The organism is Microbacterium sp. T32 (assembly GCF_001619615.1).
GTDB lineage: Bacteria > Actinomycetota > Actinomycetes > Actinomycetales > Microbacteriaceae > Microbacterium.
The window spans coordinates 59,869-85,715 of the sequence record NZ_LQQP01000009.1; the positions used below are offsets into that span (position 1 = coordinate 59,869).

The 25,847-nt window shown below is 70.5% G+C and carries 30 protein-coding genes; 12 read left to right on the forward strand and 18 right to left on the reverse strand.

Features of this window, described 5'->3' with window-relative positions; genetic code table 11:
- Positions 1 to 42 precede the first annotated feature (42 nt).
- The 3 genes from AVW09_RS04635 to AVW09_RS04645 are packed head-to-tail and all read right to left on the reverse strand — an operon-like array spanning position 43 to position 2,883.
- Positions 43 to 1,050 carry a sugar ABC transporter substrate-binding protein gene (locus AVW09_RS04635; RefSeq protein ID WP_063256905.1) on the reverse strand — a complete coding sequence of 336 codons (1,008 nt, stop codon included), beginning with the start codon at positions 1,048 to 1,050 and terminating at the stop codon, positions 43 to 45.
- Positions 1,051 to 1,093: 43 nt separating this feature from the next.
- Complete coding sequence (locus AVW09_RS04640; protein WP_063256906.1) at positions 1,094 to 2,167, reverse strand: ABC transporter permease; 1,074 nt, start codon at positions 2,165 to 2,167, stop codon at positions 1,094 to 1,096.
- Positions 2,167 to 2,883, reverse strand: coding sequence for an ATP-binding cassette domain-containing protein (locus AVW09_RS04645; protein WP_051038818.1), 717 nt, complete (start codon positions 2,881 to 2,883; stop codon positions 2,167 to 2,169). Before AVW09_RS04645 ends, AVW09_RS04640 begins: the two co-directional genes overlap by 1 nt.
- Positions 2,884 to 3,114: 231 nt before the next feature.
- On the opposite strand from AVW09_RS04645, the gene AVW09_RS04650 reads away from it, so the two are divergent.
- Positions 3,115 to 4,812 (forward strand): glycoside hydrolase family 3 protein, encoded by a 1,698-nt coding sequence (locus AVW09_RS04650; protein ID WP_063256907.1) that lies wholly within the window; start codon positions 3,115 to 3,117, stop codon positions 4,810 to 4,812.
- A gap of 45 nt (positions 4,813 to 4,857) precedes the next feature.
- Here the strand turns inward: AVW09_RS04650 and AVW09_RS04655 are convergent, their stop codons facing one another.
- Positions 4,858 to 5,271: a nitroreductase/quinone reductase family protein gene (locus tag AVW09_RS04655; protein ID WP_063256908.1), complete on the reverse strand. Its 414-nt coding sequence runs from the start codon at positions 5,269 to 5,271 to the stop codon at positions 4,858 to 4,860.
- A gap of 168 nt (positions 5,272 to 5,439) precedes the next feature.
- Between AVW09_RS04655 and AVW09_RS04660 the strand changes: the two genes are divergently transcribed.
- On the forward strand, positions 5,440 to 5,664 hold the full coding sequence (locus AVW09_RS04660; RefSeq protein ID WP_063256909.1) for a hypothetical protein: 225 nt from the start codon (positions 5,440 to 5,442) through the stop codon (positions 5,662 to 5,664).
- Positions 5,665 to 5,674: 10 nt separating this feature from the next.
- On the opposite strand, the gene AVW09_RS04665 is transcribed toward AVW09_RS04660, so the two are convergent.
- Positions 5,675 to 6,556 (reverse strand): LysR family transcriptional regulator, encoded by an 882-nt coding sequence (locus AVW09_RS04665; protein WP_231901773.1) that lies wholly within the window; start codon positions 6,554 to 6,556, stop codon positions 5,675 to 5,677.
- A gap of 99 nt (positions 6,557 to 6,655) precedes the next feature.
- On the opposite strand from AVW09_RS04665, the gene AVW09_RS04670 reads away from it, so the two are divergent.
- The 3 genes from AVW09_RS04670 to AVW09_RS04680 all read left to right on the forward strand — a co-directional run bounded on the left by AVW09_RS04670 (position 6,656) and on the right by AVW09_RS04680 (position 8,460).
- Complete coding sequence (locus tag AVW09_RS04670; RefSeq protein ID WP_063256911.1) at positions 6,656 to 7,462, forward strand: inositol monophosphatase family protein; 807 nt, start codon at positions 6,656 to 6,658, stop codon at positions 7,460 to 7,462.
- Positions 7,459 to 8,082: an NAD(P)-dependent oxidoreductase gene (locus AVW09_RS04675; protein WP_063256912.1), complete on the forward strand. Its 624-nt coding sequence runs from the start codon at positions 7,459 to 7,461 to the stop codon at positions 8,080 to 8,082. Before AVW09_RS04670 ends, AVW09_RS04675 begins: the two co-directional genes overlap by 4 nt.
- Positions 8,083 to 8,202: 120 nt before the next feature.
- Positions 8,203 to 8,460, forward strand: a complete 258-nt coding sequence (locus tag AVW09_RS04680; RefSeq protein WP_063256913.1) for a hypothetical protein — start codon at positions 8,203 to 8,205, stop codon at positions 8,458 to 8,460.
- A gap of 4 nt (positions 8,461 to 8,464) precedes the next feature.
- On the opposite strand, the gene AVW09_RS04685 is transcribed toward AVW09_RS04680, so the two are convergent.
- Together AVW09_RS04685 and AVW09_RS04690 are read right to left on the reverse strand one after the other, a co-directional pair.
- Positions 8,465 to 8,866, reverse strand: coding sequence for a hypothetical protein (locus AVW09_RS04685; protein ID WP_063256914.1), 402 nt, complete (start codon positions 8,864 to 8,866; stop codon positions 8,465 to 8,467).
- A gap of 112 nt (positions 8,867 to 8,978) precedes the next feature.
- Positions 8,979 to 9,767 (reverse strand): dienelactone hydrolase family protein, encoded by a 789-nt coding sequence (locus tag AVW09_RS04690; RefSeq protein WP_063256915.1) that lies wholly within the window; start codon positions 9,765 to 9,767, stop codon positions 8,979 to 8,981.
- A 135-nt stretch (positions 9,768 to 9,902) separates the two neighbouring features.
- Between AVW09_RS04690 and AVW09_RS04695 the strand changes: the two genes are divergently transcribed.
- Entirely contained in the window at positions 9,903 to 10,187 is a 285-nt protein-coding gene (locus AVW09_RS04695) for an ArsR/SmtB family transcription factor (RefSeq protein WP_063256916.1), read from the forward strand.
- Entirely contained in the window at positions 10,184 to 10,576 is a 393-nt protein-coding gene (locus AVW09_RS04700) for a VOC family protein (protein ID WP_269454548.1), read from the forward strand. The genes AVW09_RS04695 and AVW09_RS04700 overlap by 4 nt, the downstream gene beginning before the upstream one ends.
- 21 nt (positions 10,577 to 10,597) lie before the next feature.
- Here the strand turns inward: AVW09_RS04700 and AVW09_RS04705 are convergent, their stop codons facing one another.
- The 3 genes from AVW09_RS04705 to AVW09_RS04715 all read right to left on the reverse strand — a co-directional run bounded on the left by AVW09_RS04705 (position 10,598) and on the right by AVW09_RS04715 (position 12,696).
- On the reverse strand, positions 10,598 to 11,056 hold the full coding sequence (locus tag AVW09_RS04705; protein WP_082822817.1) for an acyl-CoA thioesterase: 459 nt from the start codon (positions 11,054 to 11,056) through the stop codon (positions 10,598 to 10,600).
- Positions 11,057 to 11,066: 10 nt separating this feature from the next.
- Positions 11,067 to 12,086 (reverse strand): zinc-binding metallopeptidase family protein, encoded by a 1,020-nt coding sequence (locus tag AVW09_RS04710; protein ID WP_063256917.1) that lies wholly within the window; start codon positions 12,084 to 12,086, stop codon positions 11,067 to 11,069.
- Positions 12,087 to 12,255: 169 nt separating this feature from the next.
- The gene (locus AVW09_RS04715; protein ID WP_063256918.1) at positions 12,256 to 12,696 is read right to left on the reverse strand and encodes a DUF2000 family protein; all 441 of its coding nucleotides are present in this window, start codon (positions 12,694 to 12,696) and stop codon (positions 12,256 to 12,258) included.
- Positions 12,697 to 12,745: 49 nt separating this feature from the next.
- On the opposite strand from AVW09_RS04715, the gene AVW09_RS04720 reads away from it, so the two are divergent.
- Positions 12,746 to 13,522, forward strand: a complete 777-nt coding sequence (locus AVW09_RS04720; RefSeq protein WP_063256919.1) for a helix-turn-helix transcriptional regulator — start codon at positions 12,746 to 12,748, stop codon at positions 13,520 to 13,522.
- 42 nt (positions 13,523 to 13,564) lie between these two features.
- Here AVW09_RS04720 and AVW09_RS04725 read toward each other — a convergent pair whose 3' ends face one another.
- The 4 genes from AVW09_RS04725 to AVW09_RS04740 form a co-directional block, all read right to left on the reverse strand.
- Entirely contained in the window at positions 13,565 to 14,665 is a 1,101-nt protein-coding gene (locus AVW09_RS04725) for an NAD(P)-dependent alcohol dehydrogenase (protein ID WP_063256920.1), read from the reverse strand.
- Positions 14,662 to 16,134, reverse strand: a complete 1,473-nt coding sequence (locus AVW09_RS04730; RefSeq protein WP_082822818.1) for an aldehyde dehydrogenase family protein — start codon at positions 16,132 to 16,134, stop codon at positions 14,662 to 14,664. Before AVW09_RS04730 ends, AVW09_RS04725 begins: the two co-directional genes overlap by 4 nt.
- Complete coding sequence (locus tag AVW09_RS04735) at positions 16,131 to 16,847, reverse strand: alpha/beta fold hydrolase (protein ID WP_063256921.1); 717 nt, start codon at positions 16,845 to 16,847, stop codon at positions 16,131 to 16,133. The genes AVW09_RS04730 and AVW09_RS04735 overlap by 4 nt, the downstream gene beginning before the upstream one ends.
- A gap of 83 nt (positions 16,848 to 16,930) precedes the next feature.
- Positions 16,931 to 19,165, reverse strand: coding sequence for an ATP-binding protein (locus AVW09_RS04740; RefSeq protein ID WP_063256922.1), 2,235 nt, complete (start codon positions 19,163 to 19,165; stop codon positions 16,931 to 16,933).
- Positions 19,166 to 19,712: 547 nt separating this feature from the next.
- Here AVW09_RS04740 and AVW09_RS04750 point away from each other — a divergent pair.
- On the forward strand, positions 19,713 to 19,997 hold the full coding sequence (locus AVW09_RS04750; protein WP_063256924.1) for a helix-turn-helix domain-containing protein: 285 nt from the start codon (positions 19,713 to 19,715) through the stop codon (positions 19,995 to 19,997).
- Between the two features lie 20 nt (positions 19,998 to 20,017).
- Here AVW09_RS04750 and AVW09_RS04755 read toward each other — a convergent pair whose 3' ends face one another.
- Both AVW09_RS04755 and AVW09_RS04760 read right to left on the reverse strand, forming a co-directional pair.
- Positions 20,018 to 20,275, reverse strand: coding sequence for a hypothetical protein (locus tag AVW09_RS04755; protein ID WP_063256925.1), 258 nt, complete (start codon positions 20,273 to 20,275; stop codon positions 20,018 to 20,020).
- A gap of 199 nt (positions 20,276 to 20,474) precedes the next feature.
- The gene (locus AVW09_RS04760) at positions 20,475 to 20,789 is read right to left on the reverse strand and encodes a hypothetical protein (protein ID WP_063256926.1); all 315 of its coding nucleotides are present in this window, start codon (positions 20,787 to 20,789) and stop codon (positions 20,475 to 20,477) included.
- A gap of 117 nt (positions 20,790 to 20,906) precedes the next feature.
- Between AVW09_RS04760 and AVW09_RS04765 the strand changes: the two genes are divergently transcribed.
- Positions 20,907 to 21,719 (forward strand): shikimate 5-dehydrogenase, encoded by an 813-nt coding sequence (locus AVW09_RS04765; RefSeq protein ID WP_063256927.1) that lies wholly within the window; start codon positions 20,907 to 20,909, stop codon positions 21,717 to 21,719.
- A 53-nt stretch (positions 21,720 to 21,772) separates the two neighbouring features.
- Here AVW09_RS04765 and AVW09_RS04770 read toward each other — a convergent pair whose 3' ends face one another.
- Positions 21,773 to 23,077, reverse strand: coding sequence for an ABC transporter permease (locus AVW09_RS04770; protein ID WP_063256928.1), 1,305 nt, complete (start codon positions 23,075 to 23,077; stop codon positions 21,773 to 21,775).
- Complete coding sequence (locus tag AVW09_RS04775) at positions 23,074 to 23,781, reverse strand: ABC transporter ATP-binding protein (RefSeq protein ID WP_063256929.1); 708 nt, start codon at positions 23,779 to 23,781, stop codon at positions 23,074 to 23,076. Before AVW09_RS04775 ends, AVW09_RS04770 begins: the two co-directional genes overlap by 4 nt.
- Positions 23,782 to 23,912: 131 nt before the next feature.
- Here AVW09_RS04775 and AVW09_RS04780 point away from each other — a divergent pair, with 131 nt between their 5' ends.
- Together AVW09_RS04780 and AVW09_RS04785 are read left to right on the forward strand one after the other, a co-directional pair.
- Complete coding sequence (locus tag AVW09_RS04780; protein ID WP_082822834.1) at positions 23,913 to 25,121, forward strand: sensor histidine kinase; 1,209 nt, start codon at positions 23,913 to 23,915, stop codon at positions 25,119 to 25,121.
- Positions 25,118 to 25,783: a response regulator transcription factor gene (locus tag AVW09_RS04785; protein WP_063256931.1), complete on the forward strand. Its 666-nt coding sequence runs from the start codon at positions 25,118 to 25,120 to the stop codon at positions 25,781 to 25,783. The genes AVW09_RS04780 and AVW09_RS04785 overlap by 4 nt, the downstream gene beginning before the upstream one ends.
- Positions 25,784 to 25,847 lie beyond the last annotated feature (64 nt).

Consider the following 25,847-nt stretch of genomic DNA (forward strand, 5'->3'; position numbering starts at 1 on the left):
CGCTGACCAGGTCAGCGCCCCACTCGGAATTGTGGCAGCGACTCAGCAGCTCGCCTTGTAGAGGAAGCCGGCGTTCTCGGGCGAACCGACCGTGTCCTTGGTCAGCACCTTGTTGGGCACGGCGACCGTGCCGTCGGGGGAGATGGCCCCGCCGTCGGGGTGCGCCTGCAGGTAGTCGACCAGCGCGTCGATCGACTTCGCTCCGATGTCGGTCGGGTTCTGCGCGATGAGGGCCGTGATCGTCCCGGCCTTCAGCGCGTCGACCTCACCGGGCACGGCGTCGAACGCGACCAGCGCGATCTGACCGGCCTTGCCGGCCTGCGAGATGGCGGCGGCCGCGCCGAGGCCGTCGGGGCCGTCGGCGGCGATGATGAGCTTCAGGTCGGGGTGCGCCAGGATCAGCGCCGACACCGTGGTCGTGGCCTTGTTGACGTCGAAGCCGCTGTACTCGGTCGGCAGAGCGGCGAGCTCCGGGTGCGCCTTGGTCACGGCGTCGACGAACGGCTGCGTGCGCTGCTCGAGCGGCGGGATGCCGGGAGCACCGCCGAGGAAGACCATCGACCCTCCGCCGGCCGGGATCAGGCTGGCGATGTCGGCGGCGAGGGGAGCGGTGTCCGTGTCGCTGTAGATGGACTTGTACTCCGCCTGCGGCTCGCTCGGCGAACCCGTGACGACGGGAACGCCTTTGCTCATCAGGTCGGTGTACTGCGCGAGGAACTGGTTGTTGTTGAAGGGCGTGACGAGGATGCCGTTGGGCTGCGTCAGCGTCGCGGTCTGGAAGTTCGTGGCCAGCGCGTTCGCGTCCGTGTTGGTGGTGTTGTACGTCTTCAATTCCACTCCGCGCGTCTTCGCCTGTGCTTCGGCCGCGCACGAGATCGTCGCGAAGAACGGGTCGGAGGTGTTCGGGAGGACGGCGGCGAGGCGGATGTCGGTCGCGCCGGATCCGCTGGCGGAAGGCGTCGACGACGCTCCGCAGCCGGTGAGCGCGGCGGCGGCGGTGACCGTCACGGCAGCGGCGGCCAGGATTCGGGTGGAGAAGGAAGGGGACATCGTTGGCTCCTGTGGGCTCTTTCGGGTGAGGGGTGGGAAGGGGTCAGGGAGTGGTCCGGCGGCTGCGCCGGAGCGAGGCGAACCGGTCGAGCAGAACGGCGATCAGGAGAACGGCGCCGACGACGATGAGCTGCCAGAACGACGAGACGCCGAGAAGCACGAGACCGGATTGAAGGATGATCGCCAGGGCCGCTCCCCACAGCGTCCCCGTGATCGAGATGTAGCCGCCCTCGAGGAGCGTGCCGCCAATCACCGCGGCGGTCACGGCGCCGAGGGCATCGTTCGCGTGCCCGGCGATGGCGGTGGATCCGAAGCGCGAGAGGTCGATGAATCCCGCGAGTCCGGCGAGGGCGCCACCGAGCAGCGCCAGCGTGATGAGGTAGCTGCGGACCCGGATGCCGGCACGTTCGGCCGACGGGCGCGACGAGCCGATCGCCTGCACGCGCATGCCGAACCGCGTGTACCGCACGGTGAACCACAGCGCCGCGAAGATCAGCCCGGCGAGGATCGCCGGCACGGGGAGCGGGCCGATCGTCTTGAGGCCGATGTTCGTCTGCAGCGCGGGCGGCAGCGAGCCGACGTCGGTTCCGCCGGAGAGCAGGTAGGCGATCCCGGTACCGATTCCGAGCGTCCCGAGCGTCGCGATCAGCGAATTGATCCCGCCCACGGCGATGAGCAAGCCGTTGACCAGACCGAAGACGAGGCCGGTGGCGACGCAGGCCAGCAGGCCGACGCTGATCGCCAGGACCGGATCGGGGTACGACGTGGCATCCCCCGGGGTGGTCTGGAAAGAGCGCATCACGAGCGCCCCCACGACGGAGGACAGCACGAGGTTGGCCCCCAGCGAGAGGTCGAAGATCCCCGCGCCGAGCATCATGGCGAGCCCGAGCGCGAGCATGAGCGCCTGAGACATGCCGAGCATCAGGGCCTGCCCGTTCGCCACCGACCAGAACACGTGCTGAGGCGACAGCGCGGTGAACAGCGCGACGAGCGCGATGTTCAGGACCAGGATCCACGCCGCGCGGGTCTTCACCCAGCGCACGATCGCGGGGGCGGTTCGCCGCGCCCGATCATCGACGGTCGATGCGGGGGCGGTGCCGGTTCCGGTGGTGGTCATCAGGCGGATTCCTTCCGGTAGCCGACCATCGTGGCGACGAGGTCCGGCACGGTGAGATCGGCCGAGGGGGACACGAGCACCGTCTCGCCGCGCCACAGCACGGTGATGGTGTCGGCGGCCTTCAGGATGCGGGGGAGGTCGTGCGAGATCACCAGGACGCCCAGGCCTCGGGATGCCACGGTGCGCATGAGTTCGCAGATGATCTCGGACTGCCGGGCACCGAGGGCGGCGGTCGGCTCGTCCATGAGCACCGCGGTGCGTGCCCACATCACGGCGCGCGCCACGGCGACCGCCTGACGCTGGCCGCCGGAGAGATCACGGACGGGCACCGTGAGCGACGGCAGGGCGATCGAGAGGTCGCGCAGCGCGGCATCCGCCCTCTCCATCATCGAGCGGCGCGAGAGGACGCCGAACGGACCGGTCGTCACCTCGTGGCCGAGGTACATGTTGTCGACGACCGACAGGTGCGGGGCGAGCGCGAGGTCCTGGTGGACCGCCTCGATCCCGAGCGCTTGCGCGTCCCGGACGGACGACAGCTTCACCGGACGATCGTCGATGATGACGTCGCCGCGGTCGGGGCGGTTGATGCCGAGGAGCGTCTTCATCAACGTCGACTTGCCGGCGCCGTTGTCGCCGACCAGTGCGACGACCTCGCCGGGTCGAACCGCGACGTTCGCGTCGCGGAGGGCTTCGACGTGACCGAAGCTCTTCGCCACGTGACGGCAACCCACGACGCATTCGGGTGCAGGGGCGGGACTCATTTTCTCTCCATCGAGGTCCAGAGGATCGACATCGCGGTGTCGACGCACGAAAACTATCACATGAGTAACGTTTCGTGTCCAGACTTTGATGCTCACTCGCTGTATAACAAAACGAACACCAACGCATGCGATGGTATTGGTATACCCTCGTGCTGACCTCTCGACGCTGAGACCGAAAGTCTGCCCATGAACGCGACGCCCGCACCGCCCCGACCCGTCGATCTGTCGGCACCGTTGTTCGGCCTCGATCGACGCGGGCTCGCCTGGGTGGAGGAGACGTTGGCGGGACTCACGCGCGAACAGAAGGTCGGCCAGCTGCTGTGCCTGTACCTTCGCGGCGACGATATGGCCCGCTTCACGTCGGATCTCGATCGCCTGGGCGTCGCGCCCGGCGCGGTGATGATGCTGCCGCGCAGTCCGGCCGCCGCAGCGCGGGACGTCGCCGCTCTCCAGGAGTGGAGCCGGATTCCGCTCCTCGTCGCCGGAAACCTCGAGTCGGGCGCGGTGAACTTCCTCACCGGCGTCGAGGCGTTCGCGAACCCGATGCAGGTCGCGGCCGCCGGTGACGAGGCCGCGGTGGACGCGCTCGCCGATCACTGCATCCGCGTCGCCCGCTCGCTCGGCATGAACTGGGCGTTCGCGCCGGTCGTCGATGTCGCCGTCAATCCCGCCAACCCGATCACGAACACGCGGTCGTTCGGCGCCGATCACGAACTCGTCGCGCGTCTGGGCTCTCACTACGTGTCGCGGCTCGAGCGGGCCGGGCTCATGACAAGCCCCAAGCACTTCCCCGGTGACGGCGTGGATGACCGGGATCAGCATCTCGTGACCTCATCCAACGATCTCGATGTCGACGAGTGGACCCGCACCTTCGGCGCCGTCTACGCGGCGGTGATCGCCGCCGGCGCGCGGTCGATCATGGTCGGGCACATCCGCCAGCGGGCCCTGTCGAAGTCGGTGCGTCCGGACTTCTCCGATGCGGACGTACGTCCCGGGTCGCTCGCCGCCGAGCTGATCGGCGACGTGCTGCGGGGACGGCTGGGTTTCGAGGGCCTGGTCGTGTCGGACAACACCGCGATGGCCGGTTTCACCACCGCCGGACGTCGCGATCGGACGCTGCCCGAGATGGTCGCCGCGGGTGTGGACGTGGTGCTCGGGAACGTCGACGTCGCCGCCGACTTCGCCGCGCTGGTGCAGGCCGTCGACATCCTCACGGACGACCGGCTCGATGAGGCGGTGCGCCGGGTGCTGGCGACGAAGGCGTCGCTCGGCCTGCACCTCAGTCCGTTCGGCGATGCTTTCGGCGAACCCGCCTTCGATCACCCCGACGACCTGGAGGCACGGCGGGTGCTCGCGCGCCGGTCGATCACGGTGACGAAGGATGCCGCGAACCTGCTGCCGTTGCGAGCCGCGGAGCGCCGGCGCGTGCTCGTGGTGGTGGTGGGTGATGAGCCGACCTTCTACGATCCCTCCGGCCCGTTCGCGCCGCACTTCGTCGCGGGCCTGCGGGCACGCGGCTGCGAGGTGGAAGTGCGTCGGTCGCCCCTCGCGCAGTCGCCCTCGGCCGAAGTGGACGCGTTCGACCTCTGCATCTACTTCGCGAACGTCCGATTCGTGGGGAACTCCAACAGCCTGCGGGTCGCGTGGGCGCCGTGGCAGGGGCCGGACGCGCCGCGGCATCCGTCCTCCTTCCCGACCGTGCTGGTGTCGATCGCCGACCCGTACCTGCTGCAGGACATGGCGATGGTGCGCACCGCGCTCAACGGCTACACGCCGACGTCCGCGACGGTGGATGCCGCCCTGGAAGTGCTGTTCGGCGAGATCGAACCGCGGGGCGTGAGCCCCGTGGACCCGTTCGTCGGGCACTGGGACGCTGCGCTCTGATCGCGAGCGCCGGGCGAGGGGCTCCGGGAGCGTGGTCCTCCGCCGTCAGCTGAAGGACACCCGCACGAGCGGGCTCCCCGCGACCCATTCCTCGAGCGGCGGGAACGCCGGTCGCGACGCGCTCCCGGCGTAGAGGGCATCGATGCCGTCCAGGATGGCGCTGAGTACGGCCGACCTCTCGTCGGCATCTGTGATGGGTGTCGCCGTCGCCGCGAGATCGGCGTGGACGCCGTTCTTCAGGTGGAACGTGAACTCGGGGTGCGTGAGCAGGTTCGCGTACCAGGAGCGGGCGCGCGGCGGCGTGCCGGTGATGTAGACCTCTCCGTTCACGTTGTGGAACCAGATCTCGATGCGCCGGGGCTGCTGAGTCCGGGCGCCGACGGTGGTGATGTCGACCGTGCGCTGTTCGACGGTCGAGGCCGGGGTCAGGGCAAGGGCGGTGGCGATCTCGGCATCCATGTCTCGTTCCTACCCGCCGACCGGCCTGGGCGGAAGCCGCATCACCTCAGCCGTCACGATAGGTCCCGTCGAAGTCGTCGAGGTCGTGGGAGCTTCGCGGAGAGGCGGCCCTGCGGGGCATGATCTCCTCAGCGGTACAGCAAACCGCAGCGACGGAGGGAGCCAGCGATGGCCGAGGGAACCAAGGACGACCCGTGCGCGCGCACGTGCGCGGGGCCCCGCGCGACCCTGGGCCTTGGCGACGTGCGGATCGTCGTACCCACGCGCGACGACGTGGAGGCGTTCGGCGAGCGCGTGCGCGATCACGGCATCGTCGCGGCGGACGACGGCCGCACGCTGCGGCTCGCCGACCCGTGGGGCACGCGGTTGGCGATCACGCCGGAGGTCGACTGACGCTCGAGACTCACACAGTCGTCGGTGCGAGCGCCTGCGTGCACACCCCGCGCAGCCACGAGTGCGCCGGGTCGTTGTCGTGGCGCGCGTGCCAGCTCAGCGCGATGGGCGCTGCCGACAGGGGAAACGGGAACGGTCGGGAGACGAGCGACGATGGCAGGTCCTGGGCGACTCGTTCGGGCAGAGCGGTCACCGCGGGAACCGTCTCCAGGATGGACAGCGCGGCGCCGACCGCGGGAACCGTCGCGATGACCCGCCGACGCAGCCCGAGGTCGAACAGGCGATCATCGATCGGTCCGTGTGTTCTCCCGCGGCGGGAGATGTTCACATGAAGAGCACCCGCGATCGCCTCCGCGGTCGGATGGTCGACGTCGAGTTCGCTGTGTCGGCGGACGATCAGTCGCATCGTGTCGGTGCTCACCACCCGCGATCTCACCGTTGCGGAAGGGGCGGGAGCGTCGCCGATCTCGAGGTCCAGGTGCCCGCGGGTCAGGTCGCGATCGTCGTCGGCCTTCTCGGCGACGAACCGCACCTGCAGTCCTGAGGCTTCGCTCGCGACGATGGCGGAGAGACGCGTCGCTACGGGAGCGACCAGGGATTCGTGGCAGCGCACGACGAACGTGCGGTGGAGGTCCGCGAGGCGGAAGTCCCGCGCGGGAGTGAGAACGGCCTCTGCTCGAGCGACGAGGTCGCGCACTTCGCTCTGCAGCTCGAGCGCACGGGCGGTCGGCACCATTCGGCGGCCGTTCCGAACGAGGATGTCATCCCCCGTCGCGGCGCGCAGTCGCGACAGGATGCGGCTGACCGCTGGTGGTGTCAGCCGCATCTGTGTCGCGGCATCCTGCACGCTGCGGTTCTCCAGGAGCGCGTCCAACCCGAGCAGAAGATTCATGTCCACATGACTGAGAGTAATGCGATAGATGTCGATAATGCACTGGAGTTAATGGAGAACGCTCTTTAGCGTCGATCGTGTCAACGGAAAGGGACAGACATGATCGACGAAACCTCGCTGCTGCAAATGATGACCACGATCGCGACGCAGGCCGGGGAGCGCCTCCTCGCGGTCTACTCGCCGGACGCGCGCCCGGCGAACATGCAGGAAATGCTGGATGCCGCCCGCCGCAACGAACGCGTCTCGAGCGACGGCACGCGTGATGCGCTGAGGAAATTGCTCCCCGACGCCCGTTTCGTCGATGGCGAGAACGAGACCGCGGCGCTACCGGACGACGGGGACTGGTGGGTGATCGACGACGCCGAGGGCAGTGTGAACCACGTGCACGGTCTTCCGGACTGGGGGGTGAGCATTGCGCTCGTCCGCGGAGGAAGGCCCGTGCTCGCGGTGTTTCGTCAGCCCGTTCCCGATCTCACCTACACGGCGACCCTCGGCGGGGGTGCCTTCGTCAACGGACGCCCTCTCGCGGTGTCGGCGAAGCAGGGTCTCGAGATCGCGATCGTGGGAACCGGCCAGGCGGAGGCGAAGCAGGCCGCAACGTATTCGGCCATCGGCGCATCGATGACGGCGCTCCTCGGGGCGGCTTTCCTCGTGAAAGCGACGGTGCCCTCGACGTTCCCGATGCTGCTCGTGGCGGCCGGACACATGGATGCTTTCTGGCAGTACGAACCCGTCCTGCCCGGCGTCGCGGTCGGCTCGCTGATGGTCACGGAAGCCGGCGGAGTCGTGACGACCATTTCCGGAGACCCGTGGGCCCCCGGAGATGACACCATCCTCGTCGGCGCCCCGGGCGTGCACCCCGCCGTTCGCGACGCGCTCGCCCTCCTTCGGAAGACGTCCGCATGACGACGGTCGTCCTGGGTGCGACCGGGGGAACGGGGCGTCAGCTCGTCGCTCGCGCTCTCGCCTCCGGTCTCGATGTGCGAGCGCTCGTCCGGAACCCGGCAACCGCGGATCTCCCGGTTCACCCGCGCCTTCAGGTCGTGCGCGCCGACGTCCACGACGCGGCGAGCGTGACGGGGGCGATCGACGCGGAGGACATCGTGCTGTCGGGGCTGGGCGTCTCTTCGAGGCGCCGGCTGGGAACGCTCGAAGCAGGCGCGTCGGCTGTGGTCGCGGCACGTCCCGCGCGGATCGTGTGGCTCGGAGCGGCGGGAACGGGTCCTTCCAGCGAAAAAGTCAGCGGCGCTGTGGCGTGGGCGCTGAAGAAGGGATTCGGGGCCGAATACGACGACAAGACCGCCAGCGAGGAACTCGTGCTCGCCGCGGGCGGCGTCATCCTCCACTCGGGGCCGCTGAGTGACAAGGCGGACGACGCGAAGGTCGCCGCCGAGCACGTCGACCGCGTGGATCGGCGCTTCTTCCCTTTCGGTGCCTCTCGTGTCTCTGTCGCTCGGTTGATGTTGGGGCTCGCTGACGCCGAGGCGTTTCCTCAGCCCGGTGTCTACCTCGTCCAGCGCCGGTGAGTACGCGGAAACGCGCAAAGCCGATGTTCCCGGTGTTACGCCCCGCTACGCCCTCCGGCGCCCCGCGGCGTGGCATCCCGTACCGTCGTTTCATCGCACCCTACGAAGGCAGGTGAAGCCATGTCCCGCACGATCTCGTCGACAGTCCACCCGATCCAGCGCTGCATGGCCGCAGCCAACCCCGCGGCGTGGTGGGACGGACTTGTCACGCACGTCGACGGCGCCGAGGCGACGATCGCGCTGCTGAACGGCGCGGCCGTCCGCGTGCGGATCGTCGGCCCGGCGGTCGACATCGCGTCGGGAGAGCCGGTGGCTTACCACCCGGTCGCGGAACTCCTGAGCGCGTCGGCCGTCCTCACGACCGCGCGCGTCGCCTGACTCCTCAGGCGGACATCGAGGCCATCATGGCCTCGCACTTCATGACCATGTCGTCGCACGCCATGGCGCAGTAGCGGCACATCTCGTCCATGTCGGCGTGCATGCGGCACTCGGCGGCACACGCCTTGCCCATGGTCACGCAGGCCATCATCATGGCCTTCATCACGTCCATGTCCATGCCGGCGGGACGCATCATCATGTGCATCGTGGCCTCGGCCATCTCGACCATGTTCGAGCACATGGCGCAGCACTTCGCCATCTCGGCGCCGTGCATCATGTCGCTGCCGGCGCACATCGCCGCCGCCATCGCGCAGGCGTTGAGGGACTGCACGCATTCCTGCATGGCATCCATGTCCATGGTCATCTCGCCCATGGGCATGGACTTCATCATCATCATGGTGTCCATCGGTGTCTCCCGTGTTCTCGAGTGGATCGCGGTCCGCCGGCGCGGCGAGCGCTCGTATGACGGAATGTTACGCCCGCCGGATCGCGCGGCCACGGCATTCTCAGGGAAGTGATCAGGCGGCCAGTCGCTCGCGCAGGAACTCGACGACGAGCTCGTTCGCCCGATGCGTGGGGTGCCCCGGGACGTTGGCCGAGGCATCCGTGAGCACGGAGTGCGCGTTCGTCGGGATGCCGTCGGAATTGCCGGGAGACGAGTCGATCTCGAACGCCCGCCATCCGTCGCCCAGCAGTCGCTCCATCGCCGCGAAGCGCTCCGCCGGAACGCTGCGGTCGTTCGTGAACCGCAGGCCCAGCGCGCAGAGCCCGTCGCCTGCGCGTCGGCGGACGGCCGCCTCCTCGGTGGGGCTGAGCCCCGTCGCCGCCCGCCCCGCTCCGATCGCCGGGGGCAGCGCGGGCTGAGAGATGACGGGGGCGAGAACGCTCTCGTCGGCGGCCGTCGCCAGCGCGAACCCGCCCGAGAAGCACATCCCGATCACGCCGACACCGGGACCGCCGCGCTCGGCGTGCACGTCGCGCGCGAGGGCGCGGAGGAATCCGGCGATCGGGCGGTCGGCGCGACGGGCGAAGGCCGCGAACTCTCGCGACACGCACATGCGCAGAGACGAACCGGCGAGGTACCCGGCGCTGACCGGTCGGCCGGGAGTGCCGATGACGGAGGGGAGGGCGACGTGGAAGCCGGCGGCGACCAGCCGCTCGGCGAGCGCGATCACCTGGGGTGTCGCCCCGGGGATCTCGGGGATCAGGATGACGCCGGGGCCATCCCCCGAGCGGTAGACGTCGTGCGTGATGCCGTCGTACGTGAAGGGCGCGACGTGCCAACCCGCCAAGAGATCCGTGGTCATGGACTCAGTAGATCACCACTGTGGACGATCGCGGCCGCTCGACGGATCTGCGCACGTGGATCGCGCGAATCGCCCCACCGGGATGAGCCGCGATCGCCCTTGATATGCAAGTCATTACTTGCCTATACTCGCGGTGTGGGCGACGTCTACCAGGCTCTCGCCGACGCGACCCGGAGGCTCATCCTCGACGAGCTCTCGGAGCGCGACGGCCAGAGCCTCTTCGAGTTGTGCAGTCGTTTGGCGATGCGGCACGGTGTCGCGTCGTCGCGGCAGGCGATCTCGCAGCACCTCGCCGTCCTCGAGGACTCGGGGTTGGTGAGCTCCGAACGATCAGGGCGAACGAAGATCCATCACCTGCACACCGGGCCCCTCCGCGAGATCGTCGAACGCTGGGCCATCGACCGAAGGAGTGAACCATGAGCATTCGCATCACCGTCACCAGTGTTTTCGTGGACGACCAGGCGAAGGCTCTGGCCTTCTACACGGACACGCTCGGATTCGTCGTGAAGAACGATGTGCCGCTCGGAGAGCACCGGTGGCTCACCGTCGTCGGACCCGACGACCTCGACGGCGTGGAACTGCTCCTCGAGCCGGACGAGCACCCCGCGGCGAAGGCCTACGCCGCGGCGCTGGTCGCCGACGGCATTCCGGCCGCGTCGTTCGGAGTCGACGACGTGCACGAGACGCACGCGCGCCTGGTCGCGGAGGGCGTGCGCTTCACGCAGGCGCCGACGTCGATGGGCCCCGTCATCACCGCCACGTTGGACGACACCTGCGGCAACCTCATCCAGATCACCAGCCCCGCCTGAGCGCAGCCCGGCGAGCGCGTCTCAATCGAGCCGGATGCTCCCCGTGGCGGGGTGCTCGTGCGGCATCCGGTCGCGGTCGTAGGTGATGTCGGTGTAGCCGTGCGGCTTCGGCCTGCCGTCCTCGTCAACGCTCACGAACACGAGCCGTTCGATCGTGAGGATGCGCTTGCGGGTGATCATGTTCCGCACGACCGCACGCATCGTCAGCGACGTGCGTCCGAAGTGCGTCGCGGTGAGTCCCATCTCGATCAGGTCGCCCTGGAGAGCGGATGCCTCGAAGTTGATCTCCGAGATGAGCTTCGTCACCACGCGGTAGTTGCCGAGCTGGATGATCGCGTAGATCGCCGCTTCCTCGTCGATCCAGCGCAGCAGGCTGCCCCCGAAGAGCGTCCCGTTGGCGTTCAGATCCTCCGGCTTGACCCACTTGCGGGTGTGGAAGTTGATGCCGTCGTCTGAGGGATGCCACTGCGGATGCGTCACCCCGACAACGCTACCCGCCCGTGGTCCCGGCCTTCCGTGCACAGCGATCGAACCGCAGCGACGCGACGAACTCCAGCTTGTCGAGGGCCGGCTCGGGGATGACGAAGGGGTACAGGTCGGCCTTGCCCATGGACCGGTTGATCATGTTGAGCGAGGTGGTCAGCGGCATCCACACCCCCGTCACGAGGTCGCGGAAGCGCGAGAACGCGTCGATCCCGCCCACGGTGAGGAGGCCGTACGCGGTCGCGGTCTCGATCGTGTCGGTGATGTGGAGGAAGTGCGCCCAGGTCTCGGCGAAGTCCTCGTACGGGTGCATCGTCGCGTACGTCGAGATGTAGCGCTCGGGCCAGTCGGCGGGCGGCCCCTCGGAGTAGTGGCGGTCGATCTCGGCCTGGTAGTCGGCGGTCTCGTCGCCGAAGAGGTCGCGGGCCTCTGCGATGCGCTCCGTCCCCTCGACCATCACCCACTCGATGTAGTGCCCGACCTCGTGTCGGAAGTGCCCGAGCATCGTGCGGTACGGCTCGCCGAGCTGGTTCTGCACCTTCACGCGGTACGCGTCGTCACTCTCGGCCAGGTCGATCGTGATGACGCCTTCGTCGTGCCCGATGACGACGTTCTCGGCGACGCTCGAGAGCAGGTCGAAGCACAGGCCGCGCTCGGGGTTCTGTGCCTTGCTCTCCACGCGGAACCCCAAGCGATCGAGCTCGAACAACAGCCACCGCTTCGCGCGCTCGGCGACGGGGAACTGCGCGAGACCGGCGAGGTCGGCGTCGTTGGGGCGGACGCGGGTGAGGTCGCACGCCGCGCACTGACCGCCCTCGAGGGGCGCGAGCCACGTGCAGCCGGACAGGTTCAGGTTGCGGCAGACATGCCACACGAGTCCGGACGAGTCGATGTAGCGACCCTGTGCGTCGACGGGCACGATCTCCGCCTCCCCGCGCGAGAAGCCGAGGCTGGTCCCGCACGCGACGCATACCGAGTTCTCGAAGTACAGGGCATTGCCGCACACGCGGCACCGGAAGGCCTTCACGCGTCCAGCCTGTCAGGGCCGGGCACGAGCGGACCGCGTTTTGCGTACCGCGGCCCGGGGTCTTTCGCCCCGTGTCGCGATCGTCGTCGCCACCCTGAGCGTGATCGCCGTGCGCAGAAAGTGCAGTTCCCGGTCGCGGGCTCGCGGGGGCGCCCCTGCCCGAGCGGGGTCAGGCGTGGAACACCGCGCCTTTCGCGATGCGGTCGACGACGTTCTTCGGGCCGCGCAGCGCGATGCCGACGAGGTCGAGCGCCGCGGCGGGGACGGCCGCGACGGCGGCGCGGTTGGCGTCGTCGTGCATGGTGGCGAAGAGCTCGCGCGTGTAGATCGCGAGGGCGACGTCGTCGCGCGCCGCGGCCTTCGCGCGGGCGCGCGCCAGCAGCGCCGCATCCCCCGTGAGCACGATGACCGGCTGCCGCAGCATCGGGAGGTACTCGGTGCCGTCGGCGTCGCGGTACGGCTCGCCGACGAGGCCCGGGGCGCTCGTGGCGATGCCGGCGGTGAGGAACGCCGTGACGTTGAGTTCCTGCCAGGCGGCCAGGTCGTCGCCGAGGATCACGACGATCTTCGTGTCGAACGTCGGCGCGGGGGACGGTGTCGGCTCGGTCATGCCTTCAGCCTCGGCCCGTGGCATCCGTTCCGTCTTGTACGTTTCTTGCATGATCGAACGGGTGCGGGCCTGGCACCCCGACGTGCCGTTCCTCCGCGAGGTCTACCACGCGAGCTTCGACCACGCGTACCCGCTGCACACGCACGACGACTGGGCCGTGATGCTCGTCGACCGGGGTGCGGTCACCTACGATCTCGACCGCGTCGCCCACCGGGCGGCGCCCGGGGCGCTGACGGTGCTGCCGCCCGGCATCCCGCACGACGGGCGTTCGGCGGTCGCGGGCACCGGGTACCGCAAGCAGGTGCTGTATCTGCGCCGCGACTGGCTCCCGGGCGACACGGCCGACCGCGTCGCCCGGCGGTCGACCCTCGGGCGCGGACCCGCGGAGGCCGCGGCCCGACGCGTCCACGCCGCGCTCCGGTTCCCGGGGGAGGAGATGGCCGCCGAGCACGCCCTGCTCGCGGTGCGCGACGCGATCCTCGCGCACACCGGCACCGCCGTCGCGGGCGTCCGCGACGCGCCGCTCGCCCGGCGCCTGCGCGCGCTGCTCGACGACCGCTTCACCGAGTCGTTCACGATCGCCGAGGCGGCGGCGCTGTTGGGTGCCCACCCGAGCCACCTCGTGCGGGAGTTCTCCCGCGCGTACGGCCTGGCCCCGCACCGGTATCTCGTCGCGCGCCGGGTCGACGCGGCGCGCCGCCTCCTGGTGGACGGATGCCGCCCCGCCGACGTCGCGGCACGGACCGGATTCCACGACCAGGCGCACCTGGGCCGCCACTTCCGCCGCGTCTGGGGCGTGACGCCGGGAGCGTTCGCGCGCGGATAGGGCCCGCCCGTCCGACGTCGTCGAGGGGCGGGCCCCGCGCGGTCAGTACACGATCACCGGCTTGACGGTGGCGCCGCTGTGCATGTCGTCGACCGCGCTCTGGATGTCGTCGAGCGCGTAGCGGCGTTCGAGCTTCTCCAGCGGCAGCCGTCCTTCGGCGTGCAGCGCGACGAGCCGGGGGATGAGTTCCCGGGGCTCGGAGTCGCCCATCGTGACGCCGCGGAGCACCTTGCCGGTGAGGATGCCCTGGATGTCGACGGCGATCTCGGTGCCCGGCGGCGGCGCACCGCACACGAGGACGGTGCCGCGGACGGCCGCGGCATCCAGCGCGGTCCGGGCCACGCCGGGGTGGCCCGTCGTGTCGAAGCCGAGCGAGACACCCGCTCCGCCCGTGAGCTCGGCGAGGCGTGCCGCCACGTCCTCGTGCGACGCGTCGATCGTGTCGGTCGCGCCGAGCTCGCGGGCGAGGTCCAGCCGCGCCGCGACCCGGTCGATCGCGATGAGCTGCGCGGTTCCACGGAGGGAGGCCGCGATGATCGCCGACAGCCCCACCGCGCCCGCCCCGTACACGGCGACGACGTCGTCGGGTCCCGGGTCGAGGACGTTCCACATCGATCCGAAGCCGGTGAGCACGCCGCACCCGAGCGGGGCGAGGACGGTGAGGTCGGCGTCGTCGGCGACGCGGACGAGCGCCCGTTCGTCGGCGATCGCGTACGTCCCGAAGGACGACTGTCCGAAGAAGTGCGCTGAGACCGCCTCGCCGCCGCGGGTGATCCCCGCCGATCCCTCGGGGCGGATGCCGCCCAGCAGGTTCCGCGGGAGCCAGGAGTCGCAGTACGCCGGATGCGACGTCGCGCAGGCCCGGCATCCCCCGCACGAGGTGAAGCTCAGGAGCACGGCATCCCCGGGGGAGACCGCGGTGACCCCGCGCCCCACCTTCTCGACGTGTCCGGCACCCTCGTGCCCGATGACGCCCGGGACGGGGAACGGGATGCCACCGGCCAACACCCCGAGATCGGTGTGGCACAGGCCGGTCGCCGTGAGCCGCACGAGCACCTCGCCCGGACCCGGGTCGCCGTACTCGACGTCGGCGACCGAGATCGTCGACGGCGCTTCGACGATGGCCGCGCGCCCCGCGGTCATGCCCGACCGCCCAGGTCGAACACGATCGAGTGGGACTTCTGGTACGACTGCAGCGCCTCGGGTCCGCCTTCGCGTCCCCATCCCGACGCCTTCACACCGCCGAACGGCACCGCCGGGTCGAGCACGGCCCAGCCGTTGATCCACGTGATCCCCGCCTTCAGCCGCGCCGCGACACGATGCGCGCGGGCGAGATCGGAGGTCTGGATGCCACTGGCCAGGCCGTACCGCGTGCCGTTCGCCAGCGCGACGGCTTCGTCCTCGGTGTCGAACGGCTGCACGGTCAGCACGGGACCGAACACCTCGTCGACGACGACCTCCGCGTCCGGCTCGAGGTCGGCCAGGACCGTGGGGGCGTAGAAGAACCCGCCGTCGCGTTCGACGACGTGCCCGCCGGTGACGACGCGGGCGCCGGCAGCGCGCGCCCGCTCCACGAGGGCGGCGACCTTGTCGAGCTGCGTCCGGCTCGCGAGCGGACCGATCACGGTGGCCGGGTCGGCGATGTCGCCGAACGGCACCTGCGGCACCGCGTCCTTCAGGATGCCGAGCACGACGCCGTACAGCGGGCGTTCGACGAGAAGCCGGGGCCCCGCCATGCAGAACTGGCCGGCGTTGAACACGAACGCCGATATCACCGTGTGGATCGCGCGCTCGAGGTCCGCGTCCGCGAACAGGATGTTCGCCGCGTTACCGCCGAGCTCCGCCGTGAACGGCTTGAGCGTGCGCCCCGCGAGCGCCGCCGCGTGCGCGCCGATCTCGGTCGAGCCCGTGAACGCGACCTTGTCGACGTCGGGGTGGCTGACGAGGTGGTCGCCGAGGACCGAGCCGGGGCCGGTCACGACGTTGAACACGCCGTCGGGGACGCCGGCCTCGCGCAGGATGTCGGCCATCAGCAGCGCGCTCAGCGGGGTGTCGCTCGCGGGCTTGTGCACGACGGTGTTGCCGGCGACGAGCGCCGGGGCGATCTTCGTGCTGGAGAGGATCAGCGGGAAGTTGAACGGGGTGATGGCGGCGACCACGCCCAGCGGCTCGGAACGCACGTACGCGTGCGCGTCGGCGGTGATCTCGCGCACGTCGCCGTCGAGGCGGTGGCCGAGCGCCGCGTAGTACTCGTACAGCTCGGCCGCGTTGTTCACGTCGACCACGCGGGCGAACGTAATGGGCTTGCCGACGTCGAGGCTCTCGGCCTGCGCCAGCTCCTCGGTGCGCTCGCGCATGAGCGTGTAGGCGCGCTGCAGGATGCGGGCCCGCTCGCGGCTGGACATCCGCGGCCAGGGGCCGTGGTCGAAGGCCGCGCGGGCCGCGGCGACGGCCGCGTCGACGTCGGCGACGGTCGCGCGGGCGACGTCGGTGATGACCGCACCCGTGGACGGCGCGATGACGTCCATGCGGCCGCCGTCGACGGCATCCCGCCACTGTCCGTCGATGAAGAGGCGGCCGGGCGCGATCACGGTGGTGTCGACGATGCTCACCGGGTCACCTCCGCGGGGGCGATGACGTCGGCGAGGACGCCGGCGAACCACACCGGGTCGTCCTCGAACGGCGTGTGTCCGGTGGCGACCCGGACGACCGTCGCGCCCGAGCGGGCGACGAGGTGCTCCTGGAACGCGGTCGGCACCAGGGCGTCCTGCTCGGTGAGGACGTAGGCGGTCGGCTTCGCGCGCCAGGCGACGCGGGTCACGGGTGAGGTGAAGGCCCCGAGCGACTGCGGCCGGAACGTGTCCGCGATCGTCTCGGCGAGACCGGCCGGCGCGTCGGCCGGGAGATCCGCGGCGACCATGGCGATGCGCTCCTCGCGCGATCGGCCCATCGAGACCATGCCGTCGGCGATGCCCCAGAAGTCGGGCACACCGCCGCCGACGGCCTGCTGCAGCGTCTCTCCGGCGTCCAGCGCGAACGCCGCGACGTAGACGATCTGCGCGACGGCCGGGTGGTTGCCCGCCTGGGTCGTGGGGATGCCGCCGTAGGAGTGCGCCACGAGGGTCACGGGCCCGTCCGCGGCATCCAGGTACTCGGTGATCGCGGCCGCATCGGCGTACATGTCGGCGGTGCTGCCGATGCTCGGCAGGGCCACGGCGTCGACCGGGAACCCTCGACCGCGCAGGGCGTCGGCGAGACGGTCGAACACCCACGGGCCCGCCCAGGCCCCGTGGACGAGAAGGATGCGAGGTGGGGAAAGGGTCATGCGTGCGCTCCTCGGATGGGGGACGACCTCGGCGTCGTCGGCCCCAGTGTCGGACGCGTCCGACCGGGACGGTATCCGTAGGACTACCGAACAGCGGCGAGCGTCGACTGGTACCAGGCGGCGATCTGCGCGCGGGAGGCGAACCCGAGCTTGGCGAGGATCCGCTGCACGTGCGTGTCGACGGTGCGCACCGACAGGACCAGCCGGTCCGCGATCTCGCGGTTGCTGAGTCCCTCGCGGATGCCGGCGGCCACCTCGCTCTCCCGGGCGCTGAGCCCCGTCGCGGGGCGCCCGGGTGCCCCCGCGAACGCGGCGGCCTCGGCGGGGGAGAGCCCTTCCCCGATCGCGGAGAGTCGCTCGAACGCCTCGTCGCCGAGCTGCTGGCGCACGATCGCGACGCACCGGTCGTGCTGGGCGACCATGTGCGGGCCGTGCACCGCGATGCCCGAATCGATGCGCCGCCACCAGCTCCGCGCGGCGCCGAGGAGGACGGCGGTGCGTTCGGTGGGGGAACGGGCCGCGTCGATCCAGCTCAGCAGTTCCAGCACGAGGCAGTCGCCGACGGGATCGTCGATGCCCTCCTCCAGCGCGAGGGCGTCGCGCGCGTTGCGCTCCGCCTCGTCGAGGTCGCCGTCGGCGTACAGGGCGAGCGCGATGGCCCACTGGGACAGCGACCGCTGCCACCGTTCGTCGATCGATTCGGCGAAGCGCAGTGCCTCGCGCGCCGGGGTGGCGGCATCCGGAAGTCCCAACTGGGTGCGCGTCACCGTGAGCTGGAACTGCGCGAGCAGCGCCTCCTCGGGGTGCCCGATGGATCGCGCGAGACCGATCGATCGCAGCAGTTCGTCACGGGCGAGTTCTCCCTCGCCGGAGAACAGGGCCCGGCTGCCGTTCCATCGACGCAGCTCCACCTCGCAGAGCGCAGCCTCGTCCTCGGGCACGAGCGGCAGCAGGGCGCGTGCGTCGTCGAGGTGGGCGCGCGTCTCCTCCAGCGCCCCCTGCAGCACGCACAGCCACGCCGAGACGAGGAGGGCCGGAACGCGGACGCTCGGTGCGCCGCCGGGGAGCGCGAGCACGCGCCGTCCCCACCGCCGTCCCTCGGTGAGGAACCCGCCGACGCCCCAGTGGTACCGGAGGTCCGAGAACAGCTCCAGGGCGCGGTCGGTGTCGACGGTGACGGCCGTGCGCAGAGCGGCATCCATTTCCGCCCGGTCCGCGCGCTGTCCGCGCAGGATCTTCCGCTGGGCGGGGCCGTACCAGTTCGTCCGGGCCAGGTGCGCGAGACCGGTGTAGTGGTCGAGGTGGCGGCGGACGAGCTGCGGCTGATCGCCGGACTCCTCGGCCCGGTCGCGCCCGTAGCTGCGGATCGTCTCGAGCAGGTGGAACCGGCCCGAGTCGCGGTCGGCCTCCACCAGGGACTGCTCGATGAGCTGATCGAGGGTGTCGACCGTCGACGCGTCGTCGCCCCCGGCCACCGCGATCGCCGCCGGCAGATCGAACGGCCCGGCGAACACGCTGAGCGCCGCCCACAGCGAGCGCTCCGCCGGCGTGCACAGCTCGTAGCTCCAGTCGACGACGGCGCGGAGCGTCCGCTGCCGCGACACGGGGGCGCGCGTCCCCGACCGGAGCAGGGTGAACCGCTGCGACAGCCGCCGCCCCAGCTCGGTGACGGACAGCGTCCGGAGCCGTGCCGCGGCCAGCTCGATCGCGAGCGGGAGGCCGTCCAACGCCTGACACAGTTGCGCCGCGGCGGCGAGGTCGGTCCGCGCGAGCGTGAAGCCCGCGTCCCCCGCGCGGGCGCGCGCGAGCAGCAGGGCGAGGGCGTCGGCGGGCTCGTCGCCCGCGGTGTCGGTGGCCAGCGGCGGGACCGCGAACACCTGTTCGCCGTCGACGTCCAGGCGGCGCCGGCTCGTCGCCACGATCGTGACGTCGGGGAGCGCGTCGAGCAGTTCGTCGACGACGGAGGCGACAGCGTCGATCAGGTGCTCGCAGTTGTCCAACACGATCAGCGACTTCTCGCCGCTGAGCACGTCGACGACGAAGCTGAGCGGTTCGCGCGCCGACAGCTCGCCGTACGGCAGCGCCTGCGCGATCGCGTCGGTGACGCGGCGCGGGTCGCTCACGGCGTCGAGGCCCACGAAGACCGCGTGGGTGGAGGTGCGCCGGGCGTGGGCGTTCGCGGCGCGGACGGCCAGGCGCGTCTTGCCGACACCCCCGACGCCGGTGAGGGTGATCAGGCGCGCGTGGGTCAGCTCGTCGGCGAGCGCCGCCAGCTCTCGGCGACGCCCCACGAACTCGCTGCGCGGCTCTCTGATCACGACGGGCGTCCTTGCTCTCGGTGGCTCTCATTATGTGCGTGCGCGGAGTCCACCGGTGGGGATCCGGGGCCGATTACGTCATTTCACGGATAGACGGGACGGATCGGGGCGCGGGGCACCGCTCGTGCGCTCCTTCCTCCGCAACGAGGGTCGACCATGTATACGTGGTATACCTGAAGGGGGCGACGATACTGCTGCGAGAGGGGCCGGATGCAGGAGGGAGCGAATTCCTCGCGGATCGGCGCGGGTGCGCCGCAGTTGGACGCGAGGCGCATGGAGGCGAATGCGGCGATCCTCAGCGTGCTGCGTTACATGACGGGCGATCTGTCGCTGACGGAAGCGGCCTCGCGTGCCGAATTGCCCCGGAGTGTCGTGGCGGAATTGAGCAGCGAGTTCGCGGGATTCCTCTTGCCGCGCGCCCTCCGATCGATTCGTCATGCGAGGGGTCTGGCGAATCATAGCGACGGCAGGGAGCGCGCGATTACGAATCGTTAACGTGCCACACTGGCGTGGCGATGTGTACGTGGAATTCCGACAACCTGGTCTCGTGGTAGGCGGCGGCTCGACCGACCCGTGGGCGGAGTACTCGCGGGTCCTGGGGGTGAACCTCCAGCACGCGCGCCTTCGCGCCGGTCTCACGCAGGAACGAGTGGCGCACGCGGCCGGACTTTCGACGTTCACCTACCAGAAGCTCGAGAAGGGCGAATCCAATCCGGGCACCGCGGCCAATCCCCGGATGCAGACGCTGGTGTCGCTCTCGCTCGTCCTCGAGGTGACCATCAGTGACCTCCTGCCGGTGCCGACGCTGGAGCTCCTGCGCGGCGGGAACTGAGCGGAAGCTGATCGGTCGAGTCAGGGGACCAGGTCTTCGAAGATCTTCGCCAGCGTGCGATGCAGGCGATGTGCGCTCTCGAGGGTGAGCACGAGGCTGCGTCGGACGCTGTCCTCGGGCGAGATCCAGACCCACGTGTCGCCCCAGCACTGTTCGAGCCCGACGGTGAGGTCGCCGGCGGCGACGCGATCGAAGGTCACGCCGTCCGACCCGGGGCGTCGTTCGACGGCGGGGACGAAGGAGGCGTCGCTGCGGTGCGACGCCACCCGTTCGTCCATGTGGTCATGTATGCCGTTGCACCATTTCGGGCAGGTCGCTTCGGACGGCGACGGCTCTGCATGCATGGTGCACCTATCTCGCGGGCATCTCTGCCGGGTGGGTCGTGCCGTCGGTCGCGCGCCGCCACCGTGAGGCCCCCCAGCGCTTTGGGGGGACAATACCACGCATACATGGTGTCGGAATTGCGCTATCGGGCCGTCAATTGTCCCACCCGCGGATTTCCACGTGCCACTCGCCGGTCGTGAGGTGCCACCGTGACGTCCGACCACTCACCGGCTCGAGGTTCATGCTCGTGGCCCAGCGATTCGCCGCCGACTTCTTGCGCAGAGACCTGCGGTCGGGGGTTCCGATGACCGTGACGTATCCCTCCCAATGGTCGACGGACCAGGACAGGGGAGGAAGTCGCTGGGACCGCCCCCACTCATTGAGAGCGCGTCCGATCGCCGTTCGAAGAGTGGCGTCGATTTCGCGCGCGACGATCTCGGTCGGAAGTTCCCGCGCATTGTTCACCATGTATGCATGGTAGGGAGGAATGTCGCGCCTCCTCAATTCGGCAACCCGTGCGGGGACACGCGCCGCGTGGGCCTCCTCGTACGATCGAAGGACCGTCCACACCCCCCGGAGGCCTTCATGCCCGAATTGAGCAAGGACACCACCGTCTGCATCTCGCTCGCCGGTCGTCCATCCAACATCGGGACGCGTTTCCACAATTTCCTCTATGCCGAACTCGGTCTCGACTTCGTCTACAAGGCGTTCACGACAACCGACATCGCCGCGGCGATCGGCGGAGTTCGCGCCCTCGGCATCCGGGGATGCTCGGTGTCGATGCCGTTCAAGGAGGCCGTGATCCCGCTCGTCGATCACGTCGAACCCTCGGCCGCGGCGATCGGGTCCATCAACACGATCGTGAACGACGGGGGTGTCCTCACCGCGTCCAACACCGACTACGAGGCGATCGCGAGCCTCATCGAGAGTCACGGACTCGACCCCGCGGCATCCGTCCTCGTGCGAGGCTCGGGAGGCATGGCGAAGGCCGTGGTGGCGGCGTTCCACGGCGCCGGGTTCCGCGACCTGACCGTCGTCGCCCGCAACGCGGTCGCCGGCCCCGCTCTGGCCGAGGCCTACGGGGTCCGGTGGGTGGCCGACGATCCCGCACCCGGCGCGGACATCATCGTCAACGTCACGCCGCTCGGCATGACCGGACCGGATGCCGAGGCGCTCGCGTTCTCGCCCGCGCACATCGACGCGGCGACCACCGTGTTCGACGTGGTCGCCTTCCCGGCCGAGACTCCGCTGATTCGCGCCGCACGCGCGGCTGGACGGGACGTCATCACGGGCGCGGAGGTGATCGCCCTGCAGGCTGCGGGGCAGTTCGCGCGGTACACCGGCGTCACCCCGACGCCTGACCAGGTCGCCCGCGCGTCCGCCCACTCGCGCTCCTGACGCGGCGAGGCCCCGCGATCGTCGCCGACCGCGGGGCCTGAGGTGCGCGACGGTCACTCGTACCGCAGCGACTCCACCGGGTCGGCCCGTGCCGCGCGGGCGGCGGGGAGGCTGCCGGCGAGGAACGCGATGCCCATGATGACCAGCGACGTCACGACGATCGACACGGGGTCGAACGCGATCAGCTGCAGACCGGGGAGGTTGCTGAACAGGGTGCGGGCGAGCCCCGCGCTCACGGGCACCCCCACCGCGATCGCCACGATCGCGCCGAGCACGCTGCCCAGGAGGCCGAGCACGACCGCCTCGAGACTGAAGAGCGAGAAGACGCGGCCGCTGCCCATCCCCATCGCCTTCATGAGGCCGATCTCTCGCGTCCGTTCCTGCACCGACATGAGGAGGGTATTGACGATGCCGAAGCTCGCCGCGAGGAGGGCGATGACGGCGAACGCGTTCAGCACCAGGACGATGCCGTTGATGACGGCCTGGAACGTGCCGAGCTGGTCGGCGACCGTGCGGCCGGTGTAGCCGGCATCCGTCAGCGCCGCCTTGACCGCGTCGATCTGCGCCGGAGTCGCCGACGAGGCGACGGTCACGTTCGCGGTGGCGTAACGGTCGAGTTGATCCTGCGGGACCCCGGTGTTCTGCGCGGTGTACAGGGCGTCCTGCAGCGCGGTGTTGGTCGTGAGGGCGGTCGTCGTGGTGAACGCCGCCTCGGTGACGCCGGTGACGGTGGCTTCGACCAGGTGCTGCGTCCGCAGGGGATCCGTGACGGCGATCGTGACGGTCTTCCCCACCGCGTCGGCGTCGTCGGAGAAACCCAGCGGCCCCACCAGGGCGGTCGGGAGAGCGACCTGCAGCGTATCGGCGGCGTTGTCGGGGGCGTCGCCGGCAGAGAGCTGCGGCGTCTGTCCGCCGATGAGACCACCGGCCGACGCGACATAGCGGTCGCCGCCGTCGTACTGGACGTAATCGACGGTCGCGGAGCGGACGGGGGTCACGCTTTCGACCCCCGCGATGCCCTCGAGAGTGGTGACGTCGGCATCGGTGAGAGCCGACACCTCGCTGCGGGCACCGGGGCGCCCCGGGCTGGTCTGCGCCGTCGCGATGGCATCCGGATCGTACTTCTGAGGCGTGTCCGACGTCGCGTCGGCAGTCGACGTCTTCGACACCGTCAGCACGTTCGACGCGCCGATGGACGACACGGTCGAGTCGATGAACCGGTTGATGCCGGTGCCGAGGCCGTTGGTCAGGGTCAGGGTGAAGGCGCCGACGAAGATCGCCAGCACCGTGAGGATCGTGCGCGTCTTCGATCGGAACGTGTTCGAGAACGCGGTGGCGATCAGGTCCGTGGTCTTCATGCTGCGCGTCCCTCCTCGGAGACGATGACGCCGTCGCGGATCTGGATGCGGCGGTCGCAGCGCGCCGCCAGGTCGTCGTCGTGCGTCACGACGATGAGGGTGATCCCGTGCTCCCGGTTGAGGCGGAAGAGGATGTCCTCGACGACCGCTCCCGTCTGGGAGTCGAGGTTGCCGGTGGGTTCGTCGGCGAAGATCACCTGCGGGTCGTTGACGAGCGCGCGGGCGATGACCGCGCGCTGTTTCTGACCGCCGGAGAGCGCCGTCGCCTTGTTCTTGGCCTTGTCCTGCATGTCGAGCTCGGCGAGGGCGGCGAGACCGCGGCGCTTGCGCTCGGCGCGTCCGACCCCGGCGATCTTGAGGGGCAGGACCACGTTCTCCAGCACCGTGGCGTTCGGGGTGAGGAAGAACTGCTGGAAGACGAAGCCGAACGTCTTGTTGCGCGTGCGGTTCAGGCGGCGGCCGCGGAGGGTGCCGGCATCCGTTCCGTCGAGGGCGACCGTGCCGGTCGTCGGGGCGTCCATCAGGGCGAGCAGGTGCATGAGGGTGGACTTCCCGGAGCCGCTCTTGCCGACGATGGCGACGCTCTCGCCGCGCCGGATGTCGAGCGAGACGCCGCGCAGGGCGTCGAAGCGGGCGGATCCGCGGCCGTACGACTTGTGCAGGTCGACGACCGAGAGGAGCGGGGGTGGGGTGTCGGGTGTCATGGCTCCACCTTCGTCGGGCCTGCGGCCCCGCGCGTCCCGTCGGAGGGGTGGATGCCTACCCCCACGGGGGGATCCCGTTCTGCCCCGCTGCGGTGATGGCCCCGCGGCACGCGGACCGTCAGACTGGGACGATGCGACCCGCCCCCACGATCGACGCGGCCCCGCGCCTGCTGCCCTCCGTGCCGGTGTGGGTGCGCGACGTCGTGGCCGCTGTGCTCGTGATCGTCCCGGCGTTCGCGCCCGTGCCCTTTTCCGAGCTGCGCCCGTCGAGCCCCCTCGTGTTCGCGCTCGCCGTGTTGCCCGCGGCCGTCCTCCCCTTCCGGCGCCGCTGGCCCCGCTCGGCCCTCGCGGTATGCATCGCGCTGTACGTCGCGGCTCTCGCCCTCGGCACCCTCGCGCCCGGGGCGGCCCTCGCCGTCGTCATCGCCGCGTACGGCGTGCCCGACCGCCTGGATCGTCGCGCCGCGTTCCCGGTGAGCATCGCCGCGGTCGGGGTCGTCGTCGCGGCGAGCGTCGTCGTCGAGGTCACGACGGGCATGGACACGCGCTTCCTGCAGATCGGACTCTCCGTCGCGCTCGCCGGAGCGCTGGGGGATGCCACGCGCTCGCGCCGTGCCTACGTGCGGGCCGTGATCGAGCGCGCCCGCCGCGCGGAGCAGACGCGCGAGGCCGAGGCGAGCCGCCGCGTCACCGAGGAGCGGCTGCGCATCGCGCGCGACCTCCACGACGCCGTGGCGCACCAGATCTCGGTCATCAGCCTCAATGCGGGGGTCGCGTCGTCGGCGCTCGAGACGCGCCCGGAGCGGGCGCGCGAGGCGCTCGCCACCATCCGGACCGCATCGCGCGACGTGCTGGGGGAGATCGGGTCGATGTTGACCGTCCTGCGCACGCCCGACGAGGTCGGCGTCCGCGAGCAGCCGGGGCTGGCGCGTCTGTCGGACGTCGTGGAATCGGTCCGGGTCGCCGGGTGGGATGTCGTCGTGCGCGACGAGACCGCGGGGGAGCCGGTGCCGCTCGGCGTCGACATCGTCGCCTACCGCGTCGTGCAGGAGGGCCTCACCAACGCCCTCAAGCACGGCACGGCGCGCCGGGTCCACGTCCTCCTGCGGCGGGACGGCGACGCGCTCGAGGTGGTCGTGACCAACCCTCTGGACCACGTTCCCGCGGACGCCGGGCTCCCGCTGTCGGGTTTCGGTCTGGTCGGGCTCCGCGAACGCGTCGACTCGGTGGGCGGTGTCCTCGAGGCCGGTCCCGCGCCCGGCGGGTTCCGGCTCGCCGCGCGCCTCCCTCTGGCGGCCCCGTCGACCGGTGCCCGCCCCGCGGCCGGAGGTGTCGCGTGACCACGGTGCTCGTCGTCGACGATCAGGCCCTCATCCGCTCGGCGGTGCGCGATCTCCTCGACGCGGCGCCCGGCGTCGAGGTCGTCGGGGAGGCCGCGGACGGTGAGGCGGCCGTCGACCTCGCCCGCACTCTGCGCCCCGACGTCGTCGTGTGCGACATCCGGATGCCACGGATGGACGGCATCGAGGCGACCGGGCTCATCTGCGGTGATCCGGCTCTGACCGACACCCGCGTGCTCATCCTCACGACGTTCGAGGAGGACGACTACGTCGTCGCGGCGCTCCGCGCCGGGGCGAGCGGCTTCATCGGGAAGGGTGCCGAGCCCGAGGACATCGTGCAGGCCGTCCGCGCCGTGCACGACGGCGGCGCGCTGCTGTCGCCGGCGGCCACGCGAGCGATGATCGAGAAGTACGTGCGGGGTGCGGCATCCGAGGTCCCCCGTCCGTCGCCCGCCCTCGACGTCCTCACCGAGCGCGAGCGGGAGGTGCTGCGGCTGGTCGGTCGCGGGCGCTCCAACGACGAGATCGCCGCGGACCTGTTCATCTCGCCGCACACCGCGAAGACCCACGTCAAGAACACGATGATCAAGCTGGGCGCTCACGACCGGGCGCAGCTCGTCATCGCGGCGTACGAGAGCGGGCTGGTCCAGCCGGGGCACTGACTCGGCGCTCCGGCCGGACCACTGCTCAGCGCCTGGTCCAGCCGGGGCGCTGACTCGGCGCTCC